Source organism: Stenotrophomonas sp. Marseille-Q4652, assembly GCF_916618915.1.
Classification (GTDB): Bacteria; Pseudomonadota; Gammaproteobacteria; order Xanthomonadales; family Xanthomonadaceae; genus Stenotrophomonas.
The window spans coordinates 1,699,522-1,724,323 of sequence record NZ_CAKAKE010000001.1; the positions used below are offsets into that span (position 1 = coordinate 1,699,522).

Here is a 24,802-nt window from a genome sequence, read left to right on the forward strand (position 1 = left end):
GAGTGAACCACGGCCCGCGATTGCGGGCCGTGCCGGTTTACGGCTCCCCGTCGCTGCGCCCGGCGGCAGCCGCCGCCACGGCACTGGAGGCCAGCATCCGGTCCAGGATCGATTTCAGTGCCAGCGGCCGCACCGGCTTGTGCAGCAGGGTCAGGCCCTGCTCGAGCACCTCGCGACGCGTGGCCAGGCTGTCGGCGGCACTGAGGATCAGCGTCGGCCGCGGCCCGAAGCGCTCGCCCAGCCGGAACTGCAGTGCGGTTCCGGTATCGCCGTCGTCGAGGTTGTAGTCCAGCAGCCACAGCGCCGCCGGTCGCGCCTCCATCGCCGCAAACGCCTGCGCGTCGCCGTTGGCCTCGGCCACCTCGCAGCCCCAGCCGCGCAGCAGCGTGGCCAGTGCCTGCAGCGAGGCCGGATCGTTGTCGACCACCAGCACCGGCACGCCCCGCAGGCCGCCGCCCCGCGCGACCGGTGCCGCCACGGCCACCGGACGCTGCACCTGGGGCAGCGACAGCGCGAACACCGTGCCGCGTCCCTGCTGGCTGCGCAGCTGCAACGGCGCTTGCAGCAGCCGCGAGATACGGTCGGCGATCGCCAGACCCAGGCCGAGCCCCTGCCCACCGGCGCCATCGCCACGGCGGAACTCGTCGAAGATCGCCATGCGCTCGGACTCGGCAATGCCCGGGCCGGTGTCGTGCACCTCGATGCGCAGGCGCCCGCCTTCGCGGCGCACGCCCAGCAGCACGCCGCCGCGCTCCGTGTAGCGCACCGCATTGGCCAGGAAGTTCTGCAGCACGCGGCGCAGCAGTTGCGGGTCGCTGTGCACCCATGCGGTGGTGGCGACGTGGTGGAACGCCAGTCCACGGGCATTGGCCAGCGCGCGGAATTCGGAAGCCAGTGGATCAAGCACCTCGGCCAGCGGGAAATCACGCGGCTGCGGTACCAGGCCGCCAGCTTCCAGCCGCGACATGTCGAAAAGGCCGGTCAGCAGGTCGGTGGTCGAATCCAGTGCGCCGCGGATCTGCTCCACGGCCTGCCGCTGCGGCGGCGACTCCAGCTGCTGGGCCAGGGTGTCGGTGAACAGGTGCGCGGCGTGCAGCGGCTGCAGCAGGTCGTGGCCGACCGCGGCCAGGAAGCGGCTCTTGGCATCGTTGGCCCGCTCGGCCTCGCGCTTGGCCGATTCCAGCAGCGCGGTGCGCTCGCCCACGCGCTGCTCCAGGGTCTCGTTGGCCAGTTTCAGTTCGCGCTCGTTACGGCGGAATTCGGTGACGTCGGTGAAGGTCGCCACGAAGCCGCCACCGGGCATCGGGTTGCCGCGGATCTCGACGATGCGCCCGTCGGGGAACACACGCTCGGTCAGGTGCGGCGTGCCCGCGCGCATGAAGGCAAGACGCCGGTCAACCGCACGCTCGTCGTCGCCACGGCCGGGCATCACCTGCAGTGCCCAGCGGGTCAGGTCGACGACCGGCCGCCCGACCTGCAGCAGTTCCTCGGGGAAACCGAACAACCGCGCGTACGGCCGGTTCCACGCGACCAGCCGCTGTTCGCGGTCGATCACGCTGATGCCCTGGCTCATGTTCTGCAGGGCGGCCTCGAGCACCTGCTGGTTGAAGCGCAGGTCCTGCGACGCCTCGCTGACGATCGCCGCGACCGTGGCCAGTTCGCCGCTTTCGCGGCGCGCGGCATCGAGCAGCAGGCGCGCGGAAGCCGCGCCCAGCACGGCGGACAGCTCGCGCTCGACACTGGCCTCGATCGCCGCCGGCACCGGGCCATGGCGCGGTGCTCCGGCCAGCAGCTGCTCCACGCGCTTGTGCGACAGGAAGCGGCGACCGGCATCGCGCAGCACGTCGGCCTCGAGGTTGCGGCTGGTGCGGTCGGGCGTGTCGCGCCGCCACGACATCACCAGCAGCGTCGCCACGGTGCCGACGAACAGGCTGGCGCCGACCGCACGTCCCAGCGGCGTCCATCCGGTCAGCCCGAACAGGCCTTCCGGCGCCAGCCATGCCCAGCCCAGCGGACCCTGCGACAACCACGCCGGCGCACGCCCCGCATCGGCCAGCAGTGACGGCACCAGCAGCACCCAGGCCCAGGTGATGAAGCCGGCGACGATCCCCACGATGGCCGCGCGAGGCGGCGTCTGCGGACGCCAGATTGCAAAGCCCAACACTGGCAGCAGCGTGGCCAGCGCCGAGAACGACACCGCACCGACGTCGGCCAGCACATTGCTGCCACCGATCAGCCGGCTGTAGGCCCAGGCCAGCAGCATGATCACGCAGATGCCGGCGCGCCGTAGCCACAGCACCTCGTGGCGCCGGTCACCGCTGCCGACCTTCGACCACGCACCGCGCAGCAGGCCCGGCGCGAACCAGTGGTTGCCGATCATCAGGCTCAGGGTCAGCGTGCTGACCACGACCATGCCGGTAGCGGCACTGAGTCCGCCAAGGAAGGCGATCAGCGCCACTCCGCCCTGCCCCTGCGAGAACGGCAGGGCCAGCGTGTACATGTCCGTCGGTACGCTGTCGCCCAGCCACGCGCTGCCGGCGCGTGCCAGCGGCAGGATCGGCAAGGCGATCAGCAGCAGGTACAGCGGGAACAGCCAGCGCGCAGTGCGCACGTCGCGCGGATCGCGGCATTCGACCACGGCCACGTGGAACTGGTGTGGCAGCAGGAACATCGCCATCGCGCCCAGGATCACCAGCGGGATCACGCCGCCGCCCGGCGCCACCGGTGGCGGGGGAGCGGTCACTTCGGGCAGCGCCTCCAGCCCGAACCAGACGAAGCCACCCAGCACCAGCATCGCCAGCAGCTTGAACAGCGATTCCACCGCCATCGCCAGCACCAGGCCGCGGTTGTGCTCGGCCACGTTGGCGCGGCGCGCGCCGAACAGCATCGCGAACAGCGCCATCGCCAGCGCCACGTACAGCGCACTGTCGCGCCACGGCATGCCGGAATGGCCACGCCCGGTGACGCCATCGGTGACCATGTCAAAGCTCATCGTCACTGCCTTGAGCTGCAGCGCGATGTAGGGAATCAGGCCCAGCGCGGCCACCAGGGTCACGGTGGCCGCCAGCCACGCATCGCGGCCCAAGCGGGCGGCGATCAGGTCGGCCAGCGAGGTGGCATTGGTTTCGCGCGCCAGCCGAAGCAAGCGCAGCATCAGTCCGAAGGCCAGCGCGTAGAACAGCACTGCACCGACGAAGGTGGGCGGCAGTGGCCAGCCATGGCGTGCGGCCTGGGTGACCGTGCCGTAGAACGTCCACGAGGTGCAGTGCACCGCCAGCGACAGCGCGTAGACGTAGTGCCAATGGCGGGTGAAGGCGGTCGGCCGCCGCTCGCCGTACAAGGCCGCACCAAACATCAGCGCCAGCCAGGCCATGCCGGCCAGCACCACGGTGATCAAACTCAGCATCTGTGTCGCGTCCCCCGGACTTCCCGCCGCCACCCTGCGCGGACTCAGGATACGGGAACGGCGGCATGCCAGGCATGCCGCCGTTGTTCATTGCTTCCGTGCAGCCGGCACCCTTCAGGCCGGCTGCAATCCAGTGGCCCGGATCAGAAGTTGTAGCGCAGCGACACGTACCAGTTGCGCGGCAGGCCGTAGTACGCGGTCTGGATGTTGCCGACGCTGGCGAACTCCTGGCCTTCGACCTTGTAGCTCTCATCGGTCAGGTTGCGTACGCCCGCACGCACCTGCCATGCCAGCTGCGGCGAATCCCACACCCCGTACAGGCCGACCAGGGTGTAGGCGTCCTGGCTCAGCACGTCGCGGTTGTCCACGCTCAACCAGGTGTCGCCGCGGTAGGAGACGTCGCCGCCGAGGGTCAGGCTGCCGTTGTCGCCCAGCTGGAACACGTGCTGGAGGGCCACGCGTGCGCTCCAGTCCGGCGAGAACGGCACGTGGTCATGGTTCACGTTGGGATCGAAGCCCGGGTAGGTCGGATCCAGGCGGAAGTCATCGAAACGGTCGTACTTGGCATCCAGCCAGGACACCTGGCCGCTCAGGGTGGTGGCCGCGCCGAGCATCGCCGAGCCTTCCAGCTCCAGGCCCTTGATGTTCATCTCCGCGGCGTTGAGGACCGGGAAGGTGCCCACGTCCTGCGACACGCGCGCCTGGAAGTCGCTGTACTTGCTGTAGAAGGCGGTGGCGCTGCCGCGCAAGCGGCGGTCGCTGGAGCTGCCCTTGACGCCCACTTCGTAGGTCCAGACGTATTCCGGATCGAACCTGGCGTTCTGGGTGTCATAGACGGTATTGGCGCGGCCGTTGAAGCCACCGCTCTTGAAGCCGCGGTTGGCCGACACGTAGCCCATCAGGTTGTCGCTGAATTCCTTCTGCAGGCTGATCGACGGCGTCACCGCGGTCCAGTCGGCCTTGGCGGCAAAAGCGACGGTCTCGTTGATCACGTTGTACGGCGCGCCCCAGAAGGTGCTGGTGCTGCGGTCGTACTCCTTGCTGTCCTTGGTCCAGCGCACGCCGGCGGCCAGCGTCCAGGTCGGGATGAACTCCCAGTTGACGTGGGCGAAGGCGGCCTTGGAGGTGGTGCTCAGGTCGTCCTCGATGGTGCGAAGGAACGGCAGCGGCGCACCGAGCAGCTGGAACAGGTCATCGGCATAGGCCTCCTGGTAGGAGGGCACGTTTTCCTTCATGTAGTACGCGCCGAAGGTGGCGTGCAGGTTGCTGCCATTGTCGTAGTGCAGCTGGAATTCCTGGCTCTTCTGGTCCTGGTCCAGCGCCACCAGCACGTCGCCCAGCTCGTACTCGGACGCATCGATGTCGATGTAGGACTCGGTCTTGAGCTTGCGGTAGGAGGTGATGGACTTGAGCTGCAGTTGCTCGTTGAGGTCCCACTCCATCGCCAGCGATGCACCGTCGTGCTTGAGCTTCTGGCCCTGGTCGGGGTCGAAGGAGGTGCGCGCGGTGTGGTTCCAGTCGCCGGTCTGGCCCGGCAGCAGCACCACCACGCCGGCCGGGGCCAGGCTGGTGGCGCGCAGGTCGGCCATCGGACGGCCCATGGTCAGCGCGGCGTCCTGCTTGGTGTGGTCGACACTGATGGTCGCGCGGAAGTCTTCGGTCGGGCTCAGCGCCAGCTTGAAGCGCAGGGCTTCGGTGTCGTCGTCGTTGAAGCGACGGCCGGTCTCCGGATCCTTGACGTAACCGTCGTTGGTGATCTTGGCGCCGGCAATGCTGGCGGCCACGGAGTCGCTCAGCTTGCCCGAGACATAGAAGCGCCCTTCGGCGCGGCCGTAGTCACCGGCGGTCAGCTCGACCGCGCCACCCTCGTTGTCGAAGGGGTTCTTGGTGGTCAGCTTGATCGCGCCACCGGTGGAGTTCTTGCCGTACAGCGTGCCCTGCGGGCCACGCAGCACTTCCAGCTGCTGGATGTCGAACAGCGAGAACAGGGCACCGTTGATGCGCGAGTAGTAGACGTCGTCAACGTACATGCCCACGCCCGGGTCGAAGGTCTGCAGCGCGTCCGGCTGGCCGATGCCACGGATGGCGACGTTGACCGAGTTGGCCGAGCCGCGGCCCTGGGCGATGTTCATGTTCGGAACGGCGCCCTGCAGGCCCTCGACGGTGGTCGCCTGCAGGTCCTTGAGCTGTTCCTCGCCGAAGGCGGACACCGCCACCGGCACGTCCATGATCGATTCGCTGCGGCGGCGCGCGGTAACGGTCACTTCGTCCAGCGTGGTGGCCTGGCTGCCGGCCTGCGTACTGGCGGCCGGTGCATCCTGGGCCATGGCAATGGCCGGTGCCAGCAGCACGCCACCGATGGCCATGCAAAGAGTCTTGCGCTTCATATCGGTCTCCCCTCCTCCCGGGTATGACATGGCGACACACGGATGCCGCCGATGCTGCGCAAGTTAGCCGCCGGCCTTGGCGCGGCGTACTGTCCATTCGTACAGTGGGCCGATCGCCCCCCCGCTCCGGATACTCCCGGCCACTGTTTTGCCGGGAGGCGGGGATGTCGTTTCTGATCGTGTTGACCGCGTTGGTCTTCCTCATGTTCGTGGCCTATCGCGGCTACAGCGTGATCCTGTTCGCCCCGATCGCCGCACTGGGCGCGGTGCTGCTCACCGACCCGGCACTGGTCCAGCCGATGTTCACCGGCCTTTTCATGGACAAGATGGTCGGCTTCCTCAAGCTGTACTTCCCGGTGTTCCTGCTCGGCGCGGTGTTCGGCAAGCTGATCGAGGTCTCGGGGTTCTCAAAGGCCATCGTCAGCGCAACCATCAGGCTGGTCGGCGCCCAGCGCGCCATGCTGTCCATCGTGCTGGTCTGCGGCCTGTTGACCTACGGCGGCGTGTCGCTGTTCGTGGTGGTGTTCGCGGTCTACCCGTTCGCCGCCGAGCTGTTCCGCCAGTCCAACATCCCCAAGCGGCTGATCCCCGGCACCATCGCCCTGGGCGCCTTCACCTTCACCATGGACGCGCTGCCGGGCACGCCGCAGATCCAGAACATCATCCCGACCAGTTTCTTCGGCACCACCAGCTGGGCAGCGCCGACCCTGGGCGTGATCGGCACCCTGATCATCCTTGCCTTGGGCCTGAGCTACCTGGAGTGGCGCCGCCGCGCCGCGCTGGCTGCCGGCGAGGGCTATGCCGGCAGCGAAGCGCTGCTCAACGAACCGGCACCGTTTGCCGGCGAGAAGCTGGCCCATCCGCTGGTTGCCCTGCTGCCACTGCTGCTGGTGGGCGTGTCCAACTACCTGTTCACCGGCTGGATCCCGGACTGGTACGGCGACGCCACCTCGTTCGTGCCGGCGGTGATCGGCAACCCGGCGCCGGTCGTGCAGGAAACCGCCAAGCTCGGCGCGATCTGGGCGGTGCAGGCCGCGCTGCTGGTCGGCATCCTGTCAGTGATCGCGCTGGCCTGGCAGCCGGTGGTCACCGCCTTCTCCGAAGGGACGAAAAGTGCCATCGGTGGCGCAATGCTGGCCTCGATGAACACCGCTTCCGAATACGGATTCGGCGCGGTCATCGCCGCCCTGCCGGGCTTCCTCGTCGTGGCCAACGCGCTGGGCTCGATTCCCAACCCGCTGGTCAACGAGGCCATCTCGGTCACCGCGATGGCCGGCATCACCGGCTCGGCCTCGGGCGGCATGTCCATCGCGCTGGCGGCCATGGCCGACAGCTTCATCGCCAACGCCCAGGCCGCCGGCATCCCGATGGAGGTGCTCCACCGCGTGGCCTCGATGGCCTCCGGCGGCATGGACACCCTGCCCCACAACGGCGCGGTGATCACCGTGCTGGCGGTCACCGGCCTGACCCACCGCCAGTCCTACAAGGACATCTTCGCCATCACCGTCATCAAGACCCTGGCGGTGTTCGCGATCATCGGCGTGTACTACGCCACCGGCTGGGTCTGAGGCCCGGCCATCGCCACAGCGGCGCCGGCCGTTGTGTGGGGGCCCACACGGTGAGGTTCGTGTTGCCAACCATGCCCATTGCCTGGCCCTTGGCCACGCCGATCACGCGAACCGGGTCGGCTCCTGCAGGGTGCCGTCGAAGTTGGGCGCCACTCGGTGCCGCCGGGGCCGGTCCGCCCAGCGGCACCTCGGCGTCCGGGGTCAGCCTGGGCCCGGTGTAGTGGCCGATCAGAAGTCGGCACGCCGGCAGTGCTATCACCCGCGGAACCAAAGGCTCCAAGCACCAGCTCGCGCCCCCTGGCCCATGGGCTTCGGTCCGACCGGAAGCAAGCACTTCCGGGACCCGGAGACTCCGGGGCACTCAGGCACTCGGGGACTCGGGGACTCCGGGCACTCGGGCACTCGGGCACTCCGGGGCACTCGGGCACTCCGGGGCACTCCGGGGCACTCCGGGGCACTCGGGCACTCGGGCACTCGGGCACTCGGGCACTCCGGGGCACTTGGGGCACTTGGGGCACTTGGGGCACTTGGGGGACTCCGGGGGGACCTGGAGGCTCGGGGGTCAGGAGGAAAGAGGGATCGGCAGTCTGGCCCGGGTGGAGGCCACCGCCAGCGTCCGAGCGGCGCGATCCACCACCTGCCCGTGGTGGCCGCGAGCGGCGGCCGTGCCGGAGCCGGCCTGCTCGGTAGCGGTGCCGCTGGAGGCGCACACCGCCTGGCCGAACTGTTCCAACAGTCCACTGGCCGGGGTGTCCGCACCCCGCGTTTATCGAGGCCCAAAAAGAAATCGCCCGGGCTGCACGTCACTGTGCAACACCGGGCGATCGTCACATCCCTGTCAGCATCCTTGCTTGTAGCTGGCGTCCTGCCCCCAAATGGATCCGACCCTGGCGTCCTGCCCAGACCGTATACCGTTGCATCCTTACCAGTCAGCGCCTTTCCACCGGTTTGGGCTTGGAGGCTGCCGTCGTGGCGGCCTTCCCTGCAGGCGCCTTCCCCGCGCCCACTTCGATCAGGTCCCGATTCCGTTCGACCGTCTTCAAACCGATTCCCTTCACCAGCGCCAGCTCCTCGGCGCTCTTGAAAGGTCCGTTCGCGTCCCGGAAATCGACGATCGCCTGGGCCTTTGCCGCCCCCACGTTCACCAGTACCCGGTCCAGCTCCGCCGCGTCAGCGGTATTGATGTTCACCTTTTCCGCCGCCAGGGCGGACCCGGCCAGCAGCAGGCTCAATACCAGTGACTTCAACGTCACGGTGAAAAACTTCATGGCAACACTCCTTGTGGCTTGGGAAGAGTCTCCGTCGACATCCTCGTCGACCGGGCCAGTGTCCCGCGCCACATGCAGGGATCGTATCGTCCACGCGCCATCCACACAGCAGGTGAATCGCCCGACCCCTTGTAGGAAAATTCGTACACAAGCCGGGGCGTACAATGGGCCCCTTACACCTGCTACCGGAGTTACCAGATGGACAGCGCCAAGATCGGCCAATTCGTCAGCGACAAATGGGACAACGACATCGTCCCGCAACTGGTCGATTACATCCGCATCCCCAACAAGTCGCCGATGTTTGACGCGAACTGGGTCCAGAACGGCTACATGGCCCAGGCCGTGACCCTGATGGAGACCTGGGCGCGCAACCAGAAGGTGGCCGGGTTGCAGGTGGAAGTGGTGCAGCTGGAAGGCCGCACCCCGCTGATCTTCCTGGAAATCCCGGCCTCGGGCCCGGACACCGGCGAGGACACCGTGCTGCTGTACGGCCATCTGGACAAGCAGCCGGAAATGACCGGCTGGGACCCGGACCTGGGGCCGTGGAAGCCGGTGCTGCGTGGCGACAAGCTGTACGGCCGCGGCGGCGCCGATGACGGCTACGCGATCTTCGGTTCGCTGGCGGCCATCCTCGCCCTGCAGGAGCAGGGCCTGTCGCACGCCCGCTGCGTGATCCTGATCGAGGCCTGCGAGGAATCCGGCTCCTACGACCTGCCGGCCTATGTCGACCACCTGGCCGACCGCATCGGCCAGCCGTCGCTGGTAGTGTGCCTGGATTCGGGTTGCGCCAACTACGACCAGCTGTGGTGCACCACCTCGCTGCGCGGCCTGGCCGGCGGCAACTTCACCGTCAAGGTGCTGGAGGAGGGCGTGCACTCCGGTGACGCCTCCGGCGTGGTGCCGTCGTCGTTCCGTCTGCTGCGCCAGCTGCTGTCGCGCATCGAGGACGAGAACACCGGCCGCATCCTGCTCGACGGCCTGCACGTGGAGATCCCGGAAGAGCGCCTGGAACAGGCCAAGCGCGCGGCCGAAGTGGTGGATACCGCCATCTTCGACAAGTTCCCGCTGGTCGAAGGCCTCAAGCCGATGAGCGAGGAGCTGACCGAGCTGGTGCTCAACCGCACCTGGCGACCGGCGCTGTCGGTGACCGGTATCGGCGGCATGCCGCCGCTGGAGTCGGCCGGCAACGTGCTGCGCCCGGAAACCGCGGTGAAGCTGTCGCTGCGCCTGCCCCCGACCGCGAACGGCAAACAGTGCGGCGAGCTGCTCAAGGAAGCGCTGCTGCGTGATCCGCCCAACGGCGCGCACGTCAGCCTGGAGCTGGAAAAGGCCTCCACCGGCTGGAACGCGCCGGCGATGGCACCGTGGCTGGAGAAAGCGATCGACGACGCCTCGCAGGCGTTCTTCGGCAAGCCGGCCATGTACATGGGCGAAGGTGGCTCGATCCCGTTCATGGGCATGCTCGGCGAGAAGTTCCCGGGCGCGCAGTTCATGATCACTGGCGTGCTGGGTCCGCATTCCAACGCGCACGGCCCGAACGAGTTCCTGCACATCCCGATGGGCAAGAAGGTCACTGCCTGCGTGGCCAAGGTGCTCAGCGACCACCACGCCGCCAGCCTGCGTGGCGAGACCAGCGGTTCGAAGGTGCATGCCGACAGCGGCACCCGCCACGGCGGCCACGGCTGCTGCTGAGCCACGCCCTGATGGCTTGATGACGGACGCAGCCTGGCCTTGCTAGGCTGCGTCTTTCCTTTTGTGGCGTACCGGCATGAGCGGATTGTTCGGCAGCGAGAGCTGGCTCTACATCATCCTGATCGGCTTCTTCGTCGGCCTGTTCGGGCGGTTCTTCATGCCCGGCAACAACCGCATGGGCTGCCTGCTGACCATCGTGCTGGGCATTGCCGGCGCCGTGTTCGCCGGCTGGTTCGGGCGTGAGATGGGCTGGTATGCCGCAGGGCAACCGGCCGGCTTCCTCGGCTCGATCCTAGGCGCGGTTGCCATCCTTGCCCTGTTGCGGCTGGTCAGCGGCGGCAAACGTCGCTGAGCCCGCGCCTACCCTGATGGCGCCGCCGGCGCCTTACCGGCTTTTCCCAATGAACGACCCTGCTTCCGACCCGTTGCGCGCCAAACAGCGCCTGCACTGGGCCCGTGCCGCGCTCGGCGACGCTGCTGCCACGCTGCAACGCGCCTCCACCGATGCCGGCTTCCGCAGCTACTGGCGCGCCAGCAGCGCGCGCGGCAGCCACATCGTGATGGACTCGCCGCCATCATTGGAGGACGTGCGCCCGTGGCTGCGCATGCACGACCTGCTCGAACCCACTGGCGTGCGAGTCCCGCAGGTGCTGGCCCGCGAGCCCGAACAGGGCTTCCTGCTGCTGGAAGACCTCGGTATTCCCACCCTCGCCCGCCAGATCAACGAGGACAACGCCGATGACTGGTTCGAGGCGGCCTTTGACCAGCTGCTGCGGCTGCAGGCCATTGACGTGCCTGAAGGCTTCGGCGTCTTCGGCGAAGCGCTGCTGCAGCGTGATGCCGGGTTGTTCGAGGAGTGGTTCCTGCAGCGCCACCTTGGCCTGCAGCTGGACTGCGGCGAAGTGGAACGACTGCAGCTGGTGCAGCGTCGCCTGATGGACAACGCGCTGGCGCAAGGACAGGTACTGACGCACCGCGACTTCATGCCGCGCAACCTGATGCCGGTCGGCGACGCGCTGGCGGTGCTGGATTTCCAGGACCTGGTGCGCGGACCGATTGCCTACGACCCGGCCAGCCTGTTCAAGGACGCGTTCCTGAGCTGGCCACTGGAACGGGTCGACGGCTGGCTGGCGCGCTACCACGCCCGTGCCCGCACCGCCGGGCTGCCGGTGCCGGCATGGCCGCAGTTCCTGCGCGATGCCGACTGGATGGGCGTCCAGCGCCACCTGAAGATCCTCGGCATCTTCGTGCGCCTGCGCGACCGCGACGGCAAGCCGCACTACTTCGCCGACGCGCCGCGCTTCATCCGCTACCTGGAAGAAGTGCTTCCGCGCTACACGGAGCTCGCGCCGCTGCATGACCTGCTCCAACGCCGGATCAAGCCGGCCATGGCCGAAAAGGATCCCGCATGAAGGCGCTGGTCTTTGCCGCCGGACTCGGTGAGCGCATGCGTCCGCTGACCGAGCACACGCCCAAGCCGCTCCTGCCGGCCGGCGGCAAGCCGCTGATCGCTTGGCACCTGGAAAAGCTGGCGGCGATCGGCGTGCGCGAGGTCGTGGTCAACACCTCGTGGCTGGCCGATCGTTTCCCGCAGGTGCTGGGTGATGGCAGCCAGTGGGGCCTGCGCGTGCACTATTCCTACGAAGGCCACACGCCGCTGGAAACTGGCGGCGGCATGCTGCATGCGCTCGCCCTGCTGGATGAAGCGGACACGGATATGCCTTTCATCGCGGTCAATGGTGATATCTGGTGCGATGCCGATTTCGCTGAGCTGCCCGACCAGCCGGCTGGCGAAGCTCACCTGGTGCTGGTCGACAATCCCGCGCACAACCCCGGCGGCGACTTCGTACTCGACCACGGCCGCGTGCTCAGTGACGGTGATGCGGCGCGGCTGACCTTCGCCGGGCTGGGGGTATATCGACCCTCGCTGCTGCGCGACTGGCGCCAGGTCATCGGCAATGCCGACGGCGTGGAGGCCAATCCGCCACGCTTCAAGCTGGCCCCGCTGCTGCGCGCGGCGATGATGGAAGGACGCGTCAGTGGCGAACACCATCGTGGCCGCTGGACCGACGTGGGAACCCCGCAGCGCCTGCAGGCGCTGGATGCGGAACTGCGCGGCGGCCAGTAAGTTACGGCAATGCCGGTGGCGAACGCCTGCCGGCGAATCTGCTCAGGCGGCGGGCTTGCCGCCCTCGACCACCCGGCGCAGGAACGGCACGGTGACGCGGCGCTGGGCCGCCAGCGATTCGCGGTCCAGCCGATCCAGCAGGCCCAGCAGGCCGCCCAGGTCACGGCCGGTGCGGGTCAGCATCCAGCCGATGGCCGCCTCTTCCAGCACCAGGCCACGGCGCTGCGCCCGTTCGCGCAGCACCGCGGCGCGGCCGGCATCGTCGAGCACATCGAGCATCACCCGACCGCACTGGGACAGGCGCGATCGCAGATCCGGCAGCACCAGGCCCAGCGCGTCGGGCGTGTGCCGCGCGGTGTAGATCAACGTCACCCCTGCGGCACGGGCACGATTGTGGAAATCGAACAGGGCAACTTCGTCCTCGCGCTGGCCGGCAATGGCCTCCAGCCCATCCAGCGCCACCACGTCCCTGCCCTCGAGCGCCTCCAGCGCATCCCGCAGGCGACCGGCGGCGGCCACCAGCGGCAGGTAGGCGGCCGAGCGCCCGGCGCCCTCGGCGGCAGCGCACACCGCCAGCGCGAGATGGGTCTTGCCGGTTCCGGCCGGGCCGGTCACGTAGACCCAGTCCGACGCAGCGCCACGGGCAATGGCGTCCAACTGTGCCAGTACCCCATCGGGGGCACCGACGAAACTTCCAAGGCGCTGGTCCGGCGGATACCGCAGGGCCAGCGGCAACTGCGGCACGCTCACTTCGGTTCAACATCCTTCGGCGGGACGACGATGTCGCCCGGCCTGTCGATATAGGGGTCCAGCACGATCGCCGGCGCAGGGCCGGCATACAGCTCGCTCTCGCGGTAGCGCTCATGCGCATAGCGCAGCAGCACGTTGATCACCGCCGCCGCCGGCAGGGCCAGCAGCATGCCGAGGAAGCCGAACAGCTGGCCGCCGGCCATCACCGCGAAGATCACCGCCACCGGGTGCAGTCCGATCTTGTCGCCGACGATGCGAGGGGTCAGCACGTAGCTTTCCAGCAGCTGGCCGATGGTGAACACCACGGTCATGCCGACCAGCAGCTTCAGGTCGAAGCCCTGCGCCTGCACCAGCGCGGCCAGCACCGCCATCACCACGCCGGTGGTCGCACCGAGGTAAGGAATGAAGCTGATCAGGCCGGCCACCAGGCCGATCAGCAGCCCCAGGTTCAGGCCGATGAGGCTCAGGCCGACGGCGTAGATCACGCCCAGCGCCACCATCACCACGATCTGGCCGCGGATGAAGGCACCGAGCACCTCGTCCGATTCGCGCGCCAGGCGCGACACCGTGGCCACGTGGTTGCGCGGGATCAGCGAGACCGCCCGCTCCACCAGGATGTCCCAGTCGCGCAGAAAGTAGAAGGTGAGGATCGGCAGCAGCACGATGTTGATCACCCAGGCCACCATCGCAAAGCCCGAGCGCGAGACGTAGCCGAAGAAGGTCTTGGCCATGCCGCCGGCCTGCTGCCAGTGGCTGCGCGTCCACTCCACCAGGCGCTCGGGATCCAGCCAGCCCATCAACTCCATCCCGGTCTTCTGCTCCAGCCATGGCACCGCGGTACCGACCACCCATTCCTGGGTCTGCGGCACGGCGGCAACCAGCGTGCCCACCTGGCGCTCGACCAGCGGCACCAGGATCAGCAGGGCCAGCGCCAGCAGCAGCACCATCAGCACGAACACCAGCACGACGGCGGTATTGCGTGAACGCCCGGCCGCTTCCAGCCGATCCACCAGCGGATCACCCAGCCAGGCCAGCATCAGGGCGAGCACGAACGGGGTCAGGATCGGCGCCAGCGCCCACACCACCCACAGCGCAAGCAATGTCACCCCGCCCCATTGCAGGCGGCGCAGGAACTTGGAAATCTCAACGTCGGCCGAAGCGATCATCGGATGCGGTACTCGGCGCGACTGCCCGACGGCACCGGAACCGGCTCGCCATCCAGCGTGGACGGCGCAGAGGCCGGCACCAGCACGCCGTTGTCGCCGAGCATGCGGTTGAAGCCCGGCAGGCCGGTCGCCAGCTCGAGGTCCAGCTCCAGCATGTCGCCGCTCGCCTTCACTGGAACGATGGTCTTGACCACCGGCAACGCCTGCAGCGCCGCGGACAGGCGCAGGTAATCATCGGCGCTGCGGATACCGCTCACCGCCACCCGATACACCCCATGGGCGCCCAGCGCCTCGGCCTTGGCGTAGCGCTTGACCAGCGCGTCGGCCGCGCCGTCGGCACCCCCGGCCATCGCCCGCCGCGCATCGCCCTCGCGCGTGCTCCAGCGCGCCAGCTCGCGGCCGCCGTCGACGAAGATCCAGTCGGCCACCCAGCCGCTGCCACCCTGGGCCCGGTAGAGCTTGCCGATCAGCTGCATCGGTGGTGCGTAGCGCGAGGAGGCGCGCGCTACCGTCGCCACGTCCTGGCGCCAGATCGCGCCGACCAGCGCCTGTTCGGCGGCGCCGCCGCCGGGCAGGCCGAGGCGGTAACCACGCTCGATGGCACGGTCCAGCAGCGGCCGGGCGGCATTGGTCTGCTGCACGCTTACCAGGCGCGGGCCACTGCCGTCATCGATGGCCAGCCACACCACCGGCTTGGGCCGCGGCTGCGGCCACACCGGCAGGCCCAGCGCACCGACCAGTGCATCGACGTCGCTGGCGCGGAAACGCGCCACCAGCATGGTGCGGAAGCTCGGCGCGCCGGTGGACGAGGTGCCCTGGTCCTGGCGGTAGTCGTAGCTTTCGACGTAATCGCGCGCGTTGCGCAACATCTGCGCCACGCCCGGGCGGGTCATCGCGCTGCGGTCGCCGGAAATCTTGCCCAGCACCGCGCCCAGCGCGCGTGCCAGCGCGCCATTGCGGTCAGCCTCACTCTGGCTGTTGACCGGCACTTCGGCCTCGTACACGCCGCTGGCACTGGCAACATCGCCCTCGGTGCGCAGGCCGGACTGGGCGGAGGCAAGGCCCGCGGGGACGCAGAGCGCCAGGATCAGGAGTAGGGCCAGGCTGCGACGCATTGAAGATTCCATTGCTCGACGGTTCCGGGGTGAATTGTTGCCCGAATGCGGCCTAAGCGCCAACGTGGGCTGGTAAAATCGCCAGTTCACTCCGCCAGTGCAGCCCGCCCGTGACCAGCACCCCGACCTCCAGCAACACTCCCCTGACCTATCGTGATGCCGGTGTCGACATCGACGCGGGCAATGAACTGGTCGAGCGCATCAAGCCGCTGGTCAAGCGCAGCTTCCGTCCGGAAGTGATGGGCGGACTGGGCGGTTTCGGCGCCCTGTTCGACCTGTCGGGCAAGTACCGCGAGCCGGTGCTGGTGTCCGGTACCGACGGCGTCGGCACCAAGCTCAAGCTGGCCCAGCAGCTGGGTCGCCACGACACCATCGGCATCGACCTGGTGGCCATGTGCGTCAACGACGTGCTGGTGCAGGGCGCCGAGCCGCTGTTCTTCCTGGACTACTTCGCCACCGGCAAGCTCGACGTGGACACCGCCGCGGCCGTGGTCGGCGGCATCGCCAACGGCTGCACCGAAGCCGGCTGCGCGCTGATCGGCGGCGAGACCGCCGAGATGCCGGACATGTACGCCCCGGGCGAGTACGACCTGGCCGGCTTCACCGTGGCCGCAGTTGAAAAGAGCGAACTCAAGGACGGCTCGACCGTGGCCGCAGGCGACGTGTTGATCGGTATCGCTTCCTCCGGCCCGCATTCCAACGGCTACTCGCTGATCCGCAGGATCTACGAGCGCGCCGGTTCGCCGGCTGACCTGGAGCTGGAAGGCGGCGTCAAGCTGGTCGATGCGCTGATGGCGCCGACCCGCCTGTACGTCAAGCCGATCCTGTCGCTGCTCAAGCAGCACGGCGCGGCGATCCACGGCATGGCCCACATCACCGGTGGCGGCCTGACCGAGAACATCATCCGCGTGGTGCCCGAGGGCCTGGGCCTGGACATCCGCGCCGGCAGCTGGCCGCTGCCGCCGGTGTTCCAGTGGCTGCAGGCCGAAGGTGCGGTAGCCGACAGCGAGATGTGGCGCACCTTCAACTGCGGCGTGGGCTTCGTGCTGATCGTGCCGGCCGCCGAAGTGGCTGCGGTCAATGCCTCGCTCGACGCGCTGGAGCTGGCCCACTGGCAAATCGGCGAGGTCGTCCCCGCCCAGGGCAACGAGCGCGTGCGCATCGGCTGAGGGCCCGCGCCCATGTCCGCCGCCAAGAAGGCTGCGTTCTGCGCGGTACTGGCCGTGTTCGTGGCCAGCTGGATCCTGCCGCCCTGGCCGCTGGAACAGGCCCTGCACAGTTCACTGACCGTGGTCGGACTGGCAGCGCTGTGGTGGGTGGACCGGCGCTGGCCACTGGGCAACGGCGCCCATGCCGCGATCTGCGTGTTCATCGCCCTGCACTGCCTTGGCGCGCGCTGGCTGTATTCCAACGTGCCCTACGACGCATGGATGCAGGCCTCGTTCGGCTGGTCGCCGGGCGCGGCGTTGGGCTGGCAGCGCAACCACTTCGACCGTCTGGTCCACCTGCTCTATGGCGCCTGCTTCACCCCGGCGCTGGCGCAGTGGGCCCGCCAACTGTGGCCCGCGCTGCGTGCCGGTCACGCCTTTACCCTGGCGGTGATGGCGATCATGTGTTCCAGCCTGGTCTACGAGTGGATGGAATGGGGCATTGCCCTGGCCCTGTCACCCGAAGCCGCCGAATCCTACAACGGCCAGCAGGGCGACGCCTGGGACGCCCATGCGGACATGGCCCTGGCCACGCTGGGCAGCCTGCTGGCGTGGCCCTTTGCCCGGAAACAAGCCCGATGACCCGACCTTCCCGCATCGCCGTGCTGGCCTCCGGCCGCGGCAGCAACCTGCAGTGCCTGCTGGACGCGATCAGCGCCGGGCAACTGGACGCCGGGATCGTCGGCGTGTTCTCCGACAGGCCCGCTGCCGCCGCGCTGGAAAAGGTGCCCGGGGAACTGCGCTGGGCGCGCTCTCCCAGGGACTACGCCGACCGCGACGCATTCGACCTGGCGCTGGGCGATGCCGTGGCTGCAAGCCAGCCGGACTGGATCGTCTGCGCCGGCTACATGCGCATCCTCGGCGGCGGCTTCGTCAGCCGGTTCCAGGGCCAGCTGATCAACATCCATCCCTCGCTGCTGCCGCGCTACAAGGGCCTGCACACCCACGCCCGCGCCCTGGAAGCCGGCGAGTTCGAGCATGGTGCCAGCGTGCATTTCGTCGTGCCCGAGCTCGATGCCGGCAACGTGATCGCCCAGGCCCGGGTACCGGTGCTGGCCGGCGACACCCCGGAAACCCTGGCTGCGCGCGTGCTAGAAGTCGAGCATCCCTTGCTGCTGGCCACCACGCGACTGCTCGTCGCCGGGCGCGTAGCTGAATGCGGAGCTCAGGTTCACTTCGATGGTCAGCCGCTGTTGGGCCCCCTGCTCCTAGATTCGGCCGGGCAGCTCGTGCGCGCAGAAGCCGTTTCCACACCGCGCTGATCCGCGCACTGGCATGCTCCCCTCCCTTTCCTCAGTCCCCCACCGCATGCCGCTGACCGCTTCACTCAAGCTCCTGCCCCTGGCTGCCCTCACCCTGATGGTGGGGCTGGGCCATGCCCAGGAAACGCCCGCCCCCGTTGTGCCGGCACCCGAATCCACCGAGTGGACCCCGCCGCCGCTGGAACCGTTCGTTGCCACCTACCAGGCCTTCTACAAAGGCAAGGAAGCCGGTGATGCGACCATGCGCGTCGCCCATGGCGGGGGCCCGCAGTGGCGGGTGGACATGGCCGTGCACGGCCGCAAGGGGTTTGCCGGCGTGCTCGGACTGAACCTCGAACAGAGCACGGTGTTCAACAACGACGGCGGGAGTTACGTGCCGCTGAGCCAGAGCACGGTGCGCAAGGGCCTGTTCATTGGCAAGAAGGTCACCGGCACCTACAACTGGTCCTCCGGCACCGCGCAATGGACCGGCGACCTGAAGAAGGAACGCCGCCAGCCCATCACCCTGCAGCCGGGCGACCAGAGTGCCCTGCTGCTCAACCTGGCACTGGTGCGCGATGCCCGCCCCGGCAAGGCGCTCAGCTATCGCTACGTCGACGTTGGCCGGGTGCGCCAGTACGAGTACCGCGCCGCCGACGCCACCGAGATCGTGCAGGTCGGCGATCTCAGCTACGACGCCCTGCGCGTCTACCGCACCAATGGCGGCAACGACGAAACCATCCTGTGGATCGCCAACGGCGTTCCGACGCCAGTTCGCATCCTGCAACGCGAAGACGGCCAGGACAGCATCGACCTGCGCCTGATCGAATACCAAGGAGCCTGACCATGAAGACCCTGACCCGATTCCTGCCGCGTGCCGCGCTGGCCACCGCCGTCGTCCTGGCCGCGCTGCCGGCCATGGCGCTGGAGCCGTTCAAGGCCGACTACCAGGCCAGCTACATGGGAATGAAGGCCGACGGCGTGATGACGCTGGCCGCCGAAGCCGGCAACAAGTGGCGCTACAGCCTCAGGGTCAAGAACCAGCTGGCCGACCTGAGCCAGAGCACGCTGTTCGAGGAGGCCAATGGCCGCCTGCGTCCGCTCAGCAGCAAGGACAGTTCGGTGCTGCTGGTGAAAAAGCGCAACGTCGAGGCCAACTACGACTGGAACGCCAGGCAGGCCACCTGGAGCGGCGACATCAAGCCCGAGCGCAGCGGCCCGGTGGCGCTGAAGGCCGGCGACATGGACGCGCTGCTGATCAATCTGGCCATCGCCCGCGACCTGGCGGCCGGCAAGCCGTTGAACTACCGCATGGTCGACGAGGGCCGGGTCAAGCCGATGTCCTACCGAGTGGTCGGCAAGGAGAACATCACCGTCAACGGCCGCTCGCAGGAGGCAACCAAGGTTTCGCGCACCGACGGCAACAAGGAACTGATCGCCTGGATCGTCCCGGACCTGCCGGTGCCGGCGCGCCTGCTGCAGCGTGAGGACGGCAAGGACGCGCTGGACCTGACGGTGAAGTCGGTCCACTGACCAACCCTGCGGCAACAGATAAAAACGCCCGCTTTCGCGGGCGTTTTTCTTGCTCAGGGCGTTTCTTCCTGCTTGAACACCGTGCGGCAGTCCACCCGGATCTGCTCGCCGCTGGCGCGCCAGTAGAAGCTGCGGCAGTGTCGGTTGCCCTCCTGGCTCTCGCGCACGCTGACCGCATGGAAGGCCTGCAGCCATTCGCGTTGGCTGGCGATGCCATCGCCATTCCAGTCCATGTCGCGCTGTTCCAGCCCCTGGGTGATGGCCAGGCCGGCATGCCAGGCGTAGCCCAGCCAGCCGAGCACCACCAGCACGATGATCAGCAGCGCCTTGCGGCGACGGGTGAAACGGCCGCGCAGGATCATTGCACCCGCCGGATGCTGGCCCCGAGCGCACCGAGCTTCTCCTCGATGTTCTCGTAGCCGCGGTCGAGGTGGTAGATGCGGTCGATCGTGGTGTCGCCCTGCGCCACCAGGCCGGCCAGGATGAGGCATGCCGAGGCACGCAGGTCGGTGGCCATCACCGGCGCCCCGGACAGGCGCTCCACACCACGCACGATCGCGGTGTGGCCCTCGACCTGGATGTCGGCGCCCAGGCGCAGCAGTTCGTTGACGTGCATGAAACGGTTTTCGAAGATCGTTTCGGTGATCACGCCCACGCCGTCAGCCACACAGTTGAGCGCCATGAGCTGCGCCTGCATGTCGGTCGGGAAGGCCGGATGCGGTGCGGTGGTCAGGTTGACCGCCTTCGGCCGCCTGCCCTGCATGTCCAGGGTGATGCTGGTCTCCCCGGTCTCGATGTGCGCGCCGGCTTCCTTGAGCTTGGCCAGCACCGCGTCCATGGTGTCCGGACGGGCGTTGCTTGCGGTGACCCTGCCACCGGTCATCGCCGCGGCCACCAGGAAGGTGCCGGTCTCGATGCGGTCCGGCAACACCGAATGGCAGCCACCGGACAGGCGCTCGACGCCATGGATGGTGATGCGCGGGGTGCCTGCGCCCTCGATGCGTGCGCCCAGCGTGTTGAGACAGACAGCCAGGTCGATGACCTCCGGCTCCATCGCCGCGTTCTCCAGCACCGTGGTGCCTTCGGCCAGCGTCGCGGCGGCCATCACGTTCTCGGTGCCGGTCACGCTGACCATGTCGAAGGTGTAGCGACCACCCTTCAGGCGCCCGTTGACGCGCGCCTTGATGAAGCCGTTCTCGACGCTGATCTCCGCACCCAGTGCCTGCAGACCCTTGATGTGCTGGTCCACTGGGCGCGAGCCGATCGCGCAGCCGCCGGGCAGCGAGACCTCGGCCGCGCCATGGCGCGCGAGCAGCGGGCCCAGCACGAGGATCGAGGCGCGCATGGTCTTGACCAGCTCGTACGGGGCAACGACCTGGTTGACGCTGCTCGGGTCCACCACGATCGCGCTGCCTCGCGACAGCGTGCCCTGGTCGACGGTCACCCTGGCGCCCAGCTCGCCGAGCAGCTTCACCGTGGTGATCACGTCGTGCAGGTGCGGCACGTTGGTGATCTCCACCGGCGCATCGGCCAGCAGGGTCGCGCACAGGATGGGCAGCACCGCGTTCTTGGCGCCGGAAATATGGACTTCACCGTTCAGCACATTGCCGCCGGTCACTACGATCTTCGCCATGGAGTGGGCTCTTTGCGGATCAGCCGGCTTCGGCCGGGGTGAGGGTTTTCAGGGCCAGCGCGTGGATGGCGCCCCCCATCAGTTCGCCCAGCGTTGCGTAGACCATGCGGTGGCGCGCCAGCGGCAGCTTGCCGGCAAAGGCTTCGCACACCACGGTGGCCTCGAAATGCACGCCATCATCGCCATGCACGTCGGCACGGGCGCCAGGCAGGCCGGTTTCGATCAGATTGCGGATGGTCTCGGCGTCCAACGGGCTTTCCTAATAAAATGAACGCCCATTCTACTCTCCGACCGGCATCCACATGGCCGTTCCACCCCGTTCCAGCGGTGCCCCCGATGACGCCAGCTTGATTGCCAGCGGCCAGCGGGTCATCGAGATCGAGCGCGACGCCCTGGCCACCGTCGGTGGCCGCATCGGCGAGGAATTCGCCCGCGCCTGCCGGATGATCCTCGGGTCCCGCGGCCGCGTGGTCGCCACCGGCATGGGCAAGTCGGGTCATATCGCCCGCAAGATCGCCGCCACCCTGGCCTCGACCGGCACCCCGGCGTTCTTCGTCCATCCCGGCGAAGCCGGCCATGGCGACCTGGGCATGATCACCGAAGCCGACGTGGTCCTGGCCCTGTCCTACTCCGGGGAATCGGACGAAGTGCTGATGCTGCTGCCGGTGCTCAAGCGCCAGGGCAACCACGTGATTGCGATGACCGGCCGGCCGCAGTCCAGCCTGGCCCGCGCCGCCGACGTCCACCTGGATGTCAGCGTGGCCCACGAGGCCTGCCCGCTGGCCCTGGCCCCGACCTCGAGCACCACCGCCTCGCTGGCGATCGGCGATGCGCTGGCCGTCGCCCTGCTGGACGCGCGCGGCTTCACCGCCGATGACTTCGCCCGTTCGCACCCGGCCGGCAGCCTGGGCCGCCGCCTGCTGCTGCACATCACCGACGTCATGCACAGCGGCGACGAGCTGCCTCGCGTGTACGACGATGCCAGCCTCAGCGAGGCGCTGGTGGAAATGAGCCGCAAGCGACTGGGCATGACCGCCGTGGTCGATCGCGAAGGCCGTCTGGTCGGCCTGTTCACCGACGGCGACCTGCGCCGCGCACTGGACAGTGAGCTGGACGTGCGCAGCGCGCGCATAGCCGATGTCATGACCCGGCAACCGCGCACCATCGGCGCCGACCAGCTTGCGGTAGAGGCGGCGCGGCTGATGGAGACCCACAAGATCAACGGCCTGATCGTCGTCGATGGCGACCAGCGCGCGGTGGGCGCCCTGAACATTCATGACCTGTTGCGGGCAAAAGTGGTTTAACCACCCCCATTCACTATCCGGATCTCCCTCCCGATGCCCTACGACCCGCTGGCCGCCTTTCCGCCGGAACTGCTTGCCGCCGCCCGGAACATCCGCATGGCCTGTTTCGACGTCGACGGCACGCTCACCGATGGCCGTCTCTACTACGACCACGACGGCAACGAGAGCAAGGCGTACTTCGTGCATGACGGTCTGGGCCTGAAACTGCTGCAGCAGCACGGCATCCACCCGGTGCTGATCACCGCGCGCAACAGCCTGTCGGCGATGCGCCGCGGCAACGACCTGGGCATCGACACCCAGATCGCGGTCGGCGACAAGCTGGCCAGCGTGCGCAAGCTGTGCGAGCTGCGCGACATCGGCATGGAGCAGGTGGCCTTCATGGGTGATGACCTGCCCGATCTCGCCCCGATTTCGGCGGCCGGGCTGGCCGTCGCGCCGGCCAACGCGCATCCGTGGATCGCCGAGCGCGTGCACTGGATCACCCGCGCCGAAGGTGGACGCGGCGCCGCCCGCGAGCTGTGCGACGTGCTGCTCGCCGCGCAGGGCCGGATCGACGCGGTGCTGGCGAGGTATTCGGCGTGAGCTGGCGCGGCATCCTCGGTGGTGTCCTGCTGCTGGCGGCGCTGGTCAGCGGCTGGTCCGCCTGGCGCCACCGCGCCGGCATCACCACCCCGCCCGATGACACCAGCAGTTCGGACTACATCCTCGGCGATTTCGAGATCGTGGCGCTGGACAAGGACGGCAAGGAGGCCACGACGCTGCGCGCGCCTTCGATGCAGCGCAACCGCGCCGACGAGACGATGACCATCCAGACGCCGCTGTTCCTGCTGCCCGACGACAACGGCCGGCACTGGCAACTGCGCGCCGATACCGCATGGGTCAGCGCAAAGGGCGAGGAAATGCGCCTGCGCGGCAACGTCAACGGCGACAGCCCGCAGGATGGCACCACGCCACCGACCACCTTCCGCACCACCAGCCTGGATGTGTTCCCGGAGCGCAACGTGGCCCGGACCGATGACAAGGTCACCATGACCCGCCCGGGTATCATCCACAGTGGCGTCGGTTTCGAAGCCGACCTCAAATCCAGCCAGTACAAATTCCTTTCCCAGGCCAAGACCCGCTATGAACCCAAAGCTGCCCGCTAGGCTCGCTCCGCTCGCCCTGCTCGCCGCCCTGCTCGCAGCCGGGCCCGTGCTGGCCAAGAAGTCCGACCGCAACCAGCCGATGACCATCGATGCCGGCGCCCAGTCCGGCTCGTTCGACGGGGCCGGCAAGACCGTGCTGTCCCAGGGCGTGGAAATCAACCAGGGCACGATGGAGCTGCGCTCCAACGAGGCCGAGCTCTACATGTCCGACGGTGAAATCGTCCGTGCCATCTTCATCGGCAAGCAGGCCAAGCTGAAGCAGCAGATGGACGACGGCACCTGGATGAATGCCACAGCCAACCGCATCGAGTACGACATCAGGAACGACACCCTCACCCTGATTGGCGACTACAAGGTAGAGAGCGAGCGCGGCAGCAATGCCGGCCAGCGCATGGTCTACAACATCGCCACCGGCAACATGCAGTCCGGCGGCGACGGCACCCGCGTGCGCACCGTGATCCAGCCCAAGAACAAGACCGCCGCGCCGGCCGCCAAGGAGAGCAAGTAATGCTCGTTGCCGAGGGCCTGCGCAAGAACTACAAGAAGCGCGAGGTGGTCCGCGAGTTCGCCCTGACCCTGGATGCGGGCGAGGTGGTTGGCCTGCTCGGTCCCAACGGCGCGGGCAAGACCACCTGCTTCTACATGATCGTGGGTCTGGTCGAGGCCGACGCCGGCCGCATCGTCCTCGACGGCCAGGACATCACCGCCGAACCGATGTACCGCCGCGCCAAGCTCGGCGTGGGCTACCTGCCTCAGGAACCGTCGGTGTTCCGCAAGCTGACCGTGGCCGACAACATCCGCCTGGTGCTCGAGCTGCGCGAGGACCTGGATGCCGCCGGCCGCGAGCGCGAGCTGTCCTCGCTGCTGGACGAACTGCAGATCGGCCATGTCTCCGACCAGCTCGGCGCCAGCCTGTCCGGCGGCGAGCGTCGCCGCTGCGAGATCGCCCGGGCCCTTGCCGCACGGCCGCGCCTGATCCTGCTCGACGAGCCGTTCGCCGGCGTCGATCCGATTTCGGTGGGCGAGATCCAGCGTATCGTGAGCCACCTCAAGCAACGTGGCATCGGCGTGCTGATCACCGACCACAACGTGCGCGAGACCTTGGGAATCTGCGACCGCGCGTATATCCTCAATGAAGGCAGCGTGCTGGCGCAGGGGGCACCGGACGAATTGCTGTCGAACACCGACGTCCGTCGCGTCTACCTCGGGGATAGCTTCCGACTCTGATTCCGCGGCAGGCCGTCCCGCTCCCTGTTGA

Annotated in this window: 25 protein-coding genes; 15 read left to right on the forward strand and 10 right to left on the reverse strand. The window is 68.2% G+C overall.

Annotated elements, in window-relative coordinates; all coding sequences use genetic code 11:
- Nucleotides 1-37: 37 nt before the first annotated feature.
- Together LG380_RS07945 and LG380_RS07950 are read right to left on the reverse strand one after the other, a co-directional pair.
- The gene (locus LG380_RS07945) at nucleotides 38-3,406 is read right to left on the reverse strand and encodes a PAS-domain containing protein (protein ID WP_225764428.1); all 3,369 of its coding nucleotides are present in this window, start codon (nucleotides 3,404-3,406) and stop codon (nucleotides 38-40) included.
- A gap of 143 nt (nucleotides 3,407-3,549) precedes the next feature.
- The gene (locus tag LG380_RS07950) at nucleotides 3,550-5,793 is read right to left on the reverse strand and encodes a TonB-dependent receptor (protein WP_225764429.1); all 2,244 of its coding nucleotides are present in this window, start codon (nucleotides 5,791-5,793) and stop codon (nucleotides 3,550-3,552) included.
- Nucleotides 5,794-5,957: 164 nt separating this feature from the next.
- On the opposite strand from LG380_RS07950, the gene LG380_RS07955 reads away from it, so the two are divergent.
- Nucleotides 5,958-7,361 (forward strand): GntP family permease, encoded by a 1,404-nt coding sequence (locus tag LG380_RS07955; RefSeq protein WP_225764430.1) that lies wholly within the window; start codon nucleotides 5,958-5,960, stop codon nucleotides 7,359-7,361.
- Between the two features lie 562 nt (nucleotides 7,362-7,923).
- On the opposite strand, the gene LG380_RS07960 is transcribed toward LG380_RS07955, so the two are convergent.
- Nucleotides 7,924-8,094, reverse strand: a complete 171-nt coding sequence (locus LG380_RS07960) for a hypothetical protein (protein ID WP_225764431.1) — start codon at nucleotides 8,092-8,094, stop codon at nucleotides 7,924-7,926.
- 196 nt (nucleotides 8,095-8,290) lie between these two features.
- Nucleotides 8,291-8,629 (reverse strand): ComEA family DNA-binding protein, encoded by a 339-nt coding sequence (locus LG380_RS07965; protein ID WP_225764432.1) that lies wholly within the window; start codon nucleotides 8,627-8,629, stop codon nucleotides 8,291-8,293.
- Nucleotides 8,630-8,827: 198 nt separating this feature from the next.
- Here LG380_RS07965 and LG380_RS07970 point away from each other — a divergent pair, with 198 nt between their 5' ends.
- From LG380_RS07970 to murU, 4 genes are all read left to right on the forward strand, one after another.
- On the forward strand, nucleotides 8,828-10,321 hold the full coding sequence (locus tag LG380_RS07970; protein ID WP_225764433.1) for a M20 family metallopeptidase: 1,494 nt from the start codon (nucleotides 8,828-8,830) through the stop codon (nucleotides 10,319-10,321).
- Between the two features lie 76 nt (nucleotides 10,322-10,397).
- The gene (locus LG380_RS07975) at nucleotides 10,398-10,673 is read left to right on the forward strand and encodes a GlsB/YeaQ/YmgE family stress response membrane protein (RefSeq protein ID WP_225764434.1); all 276 of its coding nucleotides are present in this window, start codon (nucleotides 10,398-10,400) and stop codon (nucleotides 10,671-10,673) included.
- Nucleotides 10,674-10,722: 49 nt separating this feature from the next.
- Nucleotides 10,723-11,733 carry a phosphotransferase gene (locus LG380_RS07980; protein ID WP_225764436.1) on the forward strand — a complete coding sequence of 337 codons (1,011 nt, stop codon included), beginning with the start codon at nucleotides 10,723-10,725 and terminating at the stop codon, nucleotides 11,731-11,733.
- Nucleotides 11,730-12,449 (forward strand): N-acetylmuramate alpha-1-phosphate uridylyltransferase MurU, encoded by a 720-nt coding sequence (gene murU / locus LG380_RS07985; protein ID WP_225764439.1) that lies wholly within the window; start codon nucleotides 11,730-11,732, stop codon nucleotides 12,447-12,449. The genes LG380_RS07980 and murU overlap by 4 nt, the downstream gene beginning before the upstream one ends.
- Before the next feature lie 42 nt (nucleotides 12,450-12,491).
- Here the strand turns inward: murU and hda are convergent, their stop codons facing one another.
- The 3 genes from hda to LG380_RS08000 are packed head-to-tail and all read right to left on the reverse strand — an operon-like array spanning nucleotide 12,492 to nucleotide 15,492.
- Nucleotides 12,492-13,199, reverse strand: a complete 708-nt coding sequence (gene hda, locus LG380_RS07990) for a DnaA regulatory inactivator Hda (protein WP_225764441.1) — start codon at nucleotides 13,197-13,199, stop codon at nucleotides 12,492-12,494.
- Nucleotides 13,196-14,365, reverse strand: a complete 1,170-nt coding sequence (locus tag LG380_RS07995) for an AI-2E family transporter (RefSeq protein ID WP_225764443.1) — start codon at nucleotides 14,363-14,365, stop codon at nucleotides 13,196-13,198. Before LG380_RS07995 ends, hda begins: the two co-directional genes overlap by 4 nt.
- On the reverse strand, nucleotides 14,362-15,492 hold the full coding sequence (locus LG380_RS08000; protein ID WP_225764445.1) for a DUF2066 domain-containing protein: 1,131 nt from the start codon (nucleotides 15,490-15,492) through the stop codon (nucleotides 14,362-14,364). The genes LG380_RS07995 and LG380_RS08000 overlap by 4 nt, the downstream gene beginning before the upstream one ends.
- Nucleotides 15,493-15,590: 98 nt before the next feature.
- Between LG380_RS08000 and purM the strand changes: the two genes are divergently transcribed.
- From purM to LG380_RS08025, 5 genes are all read left to right on the forward strand, one after another.
- Nucleotides 15,591-16,649 (forward strand): phosphoribosylformylglycinamidine cyclo-ligase, encoded by a 1,059-nt coding sequence (gene purM / locus LG380_RS08005; protein WP_225764447.1) that lies wholly within the window; start codon nucleotides 15,591-15,593, stop codon nucleotides 16,647-16,649.
- A gap of 12 nt (nucleotides 16,650-16,661) precedes the next feature.
- Nucleotides 16,662-17,270, forward strand: coding sequence for a DUF2238 domain-containing protein (locus tag LG380_RS08010; protein WP_225764449.1), 609 nt, complete (start codon nucleotides 16,662-16,664; stop codon nucleotides 17,268-17,270).
- Entirely contained in the window at nucleotides 17,267-17,950 is a 684-nt protein-coding gene (gene purN / locus LG380_RS08015) for a phosphoribosylglycinamide formyltransferase (RefSeq protein ID WP_225764451.1), read from the forward strand. Before LG380_RS08010 ends, purN begins: the two co-directional genes overlap by 4 nt.
- Before the next feature lie 97 nt (nucleotides 17,951-18,047).
- Nucleotides 18,048-18,773 carry a DUF3108 domain-containing protein gene (locus tag LG380_RS08020; RefSeq protein WP_225766527.1) on the forward strand — a complete coding sequence of 242 codons (726 nt, stop codon included), beginning with the start codon at nucleotides 18,048-18,050 and terminating at the stop codon, nucleotides 18,771-18,773.
- Nucleotides 18,774-18,775: 2 nt separating this feature from the next.
- Nucleotides 18,776-19,462 (forward strand): DUF3108 domain-containing protein, encoded by a 687-nt coding sequence (locus LG380_RS08025; protein ID WP_225764453.1) that lies wholly within the window; start codon nucleotides 18,776-18,778, stop codon nucleotides 19,460-19,462.
- Between the two features lie 53 nt (nucleotides 19,463-19,515).
- Here LG380_RS08025 and LG380_RS08030 read toward each other — a convergent pair whose 3' ends face one another.
- Genes LG380_RS08030 through LG380_RS08040 form a run of 3 tightly spaced genes read right to left on the reverse strand, consistent with a single transcriptional unit; the run spans nucleotide 19,516 to nucleotide 21,345 of the window.
- Nucleotides 19,516-19,824, reverse strand: coding sequence for an EF-hand domain-containing protein (locus LG380_RS08030; RefSeq protein ID WP_225764454.1), 309 nt, complete (start codon nucleotides 19,822-19,824; stop codon nucleotides 19,516-19,518).
- A complete protein-coding gene (murA, locus tag LG380_RS08035; RefSeq protein WP_225764455.1) occupies nucleotides 19,821-21,095 on the reverse strand; it encodes a UDP-N-acetylglucosamine 1-carboxyvinyltransferase in 1,275 nt (424 codons plus the stop codon). Before murA ends, LG380_RS08030 begins: the two co-directional genes overlap by 4 nt.
- Before the next feature lie 19 nt (nucleotides 21,096-21,114).
- Nucleotides 21,115-21,345: a BolA family protein gene (locus tag LG380_RS08040; protein ID WP_225764456.1), complete on the reverse strand. Its 231-nt coding sequence runs from the start codon at nucleotides 21,343-21,345 to the stop codon at nucleotides 21,115-21,117.
- 52 nt (nucleotides 21,346-21,397) lie between these two features.
- Here LG380_RS08040 and LG380_RS08045 point away from each other — a divergent pair, with 52 nt between their 5' ends.
- Genes LG380_RS08045 through lptB form a run of 5 tightly spaced genes read left to right on the forward strand, consistent with a single transcriptional unit; the run spans nucleotide 21,398 to nucleotide 24,771 of the window.
- Nucleotides 21,398-22,399 carry a KpsF/GutQ family sugar-phosphate isomerase gene (locus tag LG380_RS08045; RefSeq protein ID WP_225764457.1) on the forward strand — a complete coding sequence of 334 codons (1,002 nt, stop codon included), beginning with the start codon at nucleotides 21,398-21,400 and terminating at the stop codon, nucleotides 22,397-22,399.
- Nucleotides 22,400-22,432: 33 nt separating this feature from the next.
- Nucleotides 22,433-22,981, forward strand: coding sequence for an HAD hydrolase family protein (locus tag LG380_RS08050; RefSeq protein ID WP_225764458.1), 549 nt, complete (start codon nucleotides 22,433-22,435; stop codon nucleotides 22,979-22,981).
- On the forward strand, nucleotides 22,978-23,544 hold the full coding sequence (gene lptC / locus LG380_RS08055; RefSeq protein WP_225764459.1) for an LPS export ABC transporter periplasmic protein LptC: 567 nt from the start codon (nucleotides 22,978-22,980) through the stop codon (nucleotides 23,542-23,544). The genes LG380_RS08050 and lptC overlap by 4 nt, the downstream gene beginning before the upstream one ends.
- Nucleotides 23,522-24,052 carry a lipopolysaccharide transport periplasmic protein LptA gene (lptA, locus tag LG380_RS08060; RefSeq protein WP_225764460.1) on the forward strand — a complete coding sequence of 177 codons (531 nt, stop codon included), beginning with the start codon at nucleotides 23,522-23,524 and terminating at the stop codon, nucleotides 24,050-24,052. The genes lptC and lptA overlap by 23 nt, the downstream gene beginning before the upstream one ends.
- The gene (lptB, locus tag LG380_RS08065) at nucleotides 24,052-24,771 is read left to right on the forward strand and encodes an LPS export ABC transporter ATP-binding protein (RefSeq protein WP_225764463.1); all 720 of its coding nucleotides are present in this window, start codon (nucleotides 24,052-24,054) and stop codon (nucleotides 24,769-24,771) included. The genes lptA and lptB overlap by 1 nt, the downstream gene beginning before the upstream one ends.
- Nucleotides 24,772-24,802: the final 31 nt, after the last annotated feature.

What these genes read in the sequence shown, in the direction of transcription:
- murU (WP_225764439.1), top strand. Translation starts at nt 11,730, where the DNA reads ATGAAGGCGCTGGTCTTTGCCGCCGGACTCGGTGAGCGCATGCGTCCG.
- LG380_RS08010 (WP_225764449.1), top strand. Translation starts at nt 16,662, where the DNA reads ATGTCCGCCGCCAAGAAGGCTGCGTTCTGCGCGGTACTGGCCGTGTTC.
- LG380_RS07970 (WP_225764433.1), top strand. Translation starts at nt 8,828, where the DNA reads ATGGACAGCGCCAAGATCGGCCAATTCGTCAGCGACAAATGGGACAAC.
- LG380_RS07995 (WP_225764443.1), bottom strand. Translation starts at nt 14,365, where the DNA reads ATGATCGCTTCGGCCGACGTTGAGATTTCCAAGTTCCTGCGCCGCCTG.
- LG380_RS07950 (WP_225764429.1), bottom strand. Translation starts at nt 5,793, where the DNA reads ATGAAGCGCAAGACTCTTTGCATGGCCATCGGTGGCGTGCTGCTGGCA.
- LG380_RS08025 (WP_225764453.1), top strand. Translation starts at nt 18,776, where the DNA reads ATGAAGACCCTGACCCGATTCCTGCCGCGTGCCGCGCTGGCCACCGCC.
- LG380_RS08020 (WP_225766527.1), top strand. Translation starts at nt 18,048, where the DNA reads ATGGTGGGGCTGGGCCATGCCCAGGAAACGCCCGCCCCCGTTGTGCCG.
- LG380_RS07955 (WP_225764430.1), top strand. Translation starts at nt 5,958, where the DNA reads ATGTCGTTTCTGATCGTGTTGACCGCGTTGGTCTTCCTCATGTTCGTG.
- lptB (WP_225764463.1), top strand. Translation starts at nt 24,052, where the DNA reads ATGCTCGTTGCCGAGGGCCTGCGCAAGAACTACAAGAAGCGCGAGGTG.
- lptA (WP_225764460.1), top strand. Translation starts at nt 23,522, where the DNA reads ATGAACCCAAAGCTGCCCGCTAGGCTCGCTCCGCTCGCCCTGCTCGCC.
- LG380_RS08000 (WP_225764445.1), bottom strand. Translation starts at nt 15,492, where the DNA reads ATGGAATCTTCAATGCGTCGCAGCCTGGCCCTACTCCTGATCCTGGCG.
- LG380_RS08050 (WP_225764458.1), top strand. Translation starts at nt 22,433, where the DNA reads ATGCCCTACGACCCGCTGGCCGCCTTTCCGCCGGAACTGCTTGCCGCC.
- murA (WP_225764455.1), bottom strand. Translation starts at nt 21,095, where the DNA reads ATGGCGAAGATCGTAGTGACCGGCGGCAATGTGCTGAACGGTGAAGTC.
- LG380_RS07945 (WP_225764428.1), bottom strand. Translation starts at nt 3,406, where the DNA reads ATGCTGAGTTTGATCACCGTGGTGCTGGCCGGCATGGCCTGGCTGGCG.
- LG380_RS07975 (WP_225764434.1), top strand. Translation starts at nt 10,398, where the DNA reads ATGAGCGGATTGTTCGGCAGCGAGAGCTGGCTCTACATCATCCTGATC.
- LG380_RS07965 (WP_225764432.1), bottom strand. Translation starts at nt 8,629, where the DNA reads ATGAAGTTTTTCACCGTGACGTTGAAGTCACTGGTATTGAGCCTGCTG.
- LG380_RS08045 (WP_225764457.1), top strand. Translation starts at nt 21,398, where the DNA reads ATGGCCGTTCCACCCCGTTCCAGCGGTGCCCCCGATGACGCCAGCTTG.
- LG380_RS07980 (WP_225764436.1), top strand. Translation starts at nt 10,723, where the DNA reads ATGAACGACCCTGCTTCCGACCCGTTGCGCGCCAAACAGCGCCTGCAC.
- LG380_RS08030 (WP_225764454.1), bottom strand. Translation starts at nt 19,824, where the DNA reads ATGATCCTGCGCGGCCGTTTCACCCGTCGCCGCAAGGCGCTGCTGATC.
- purN (WP_225764451.1), top strand. Translation starts at nt 17,267, where the DNA reads ATGACCCGACCTTCCCGCATCGCCGTGCTGGCCTCCGGCCGCGGCAGC.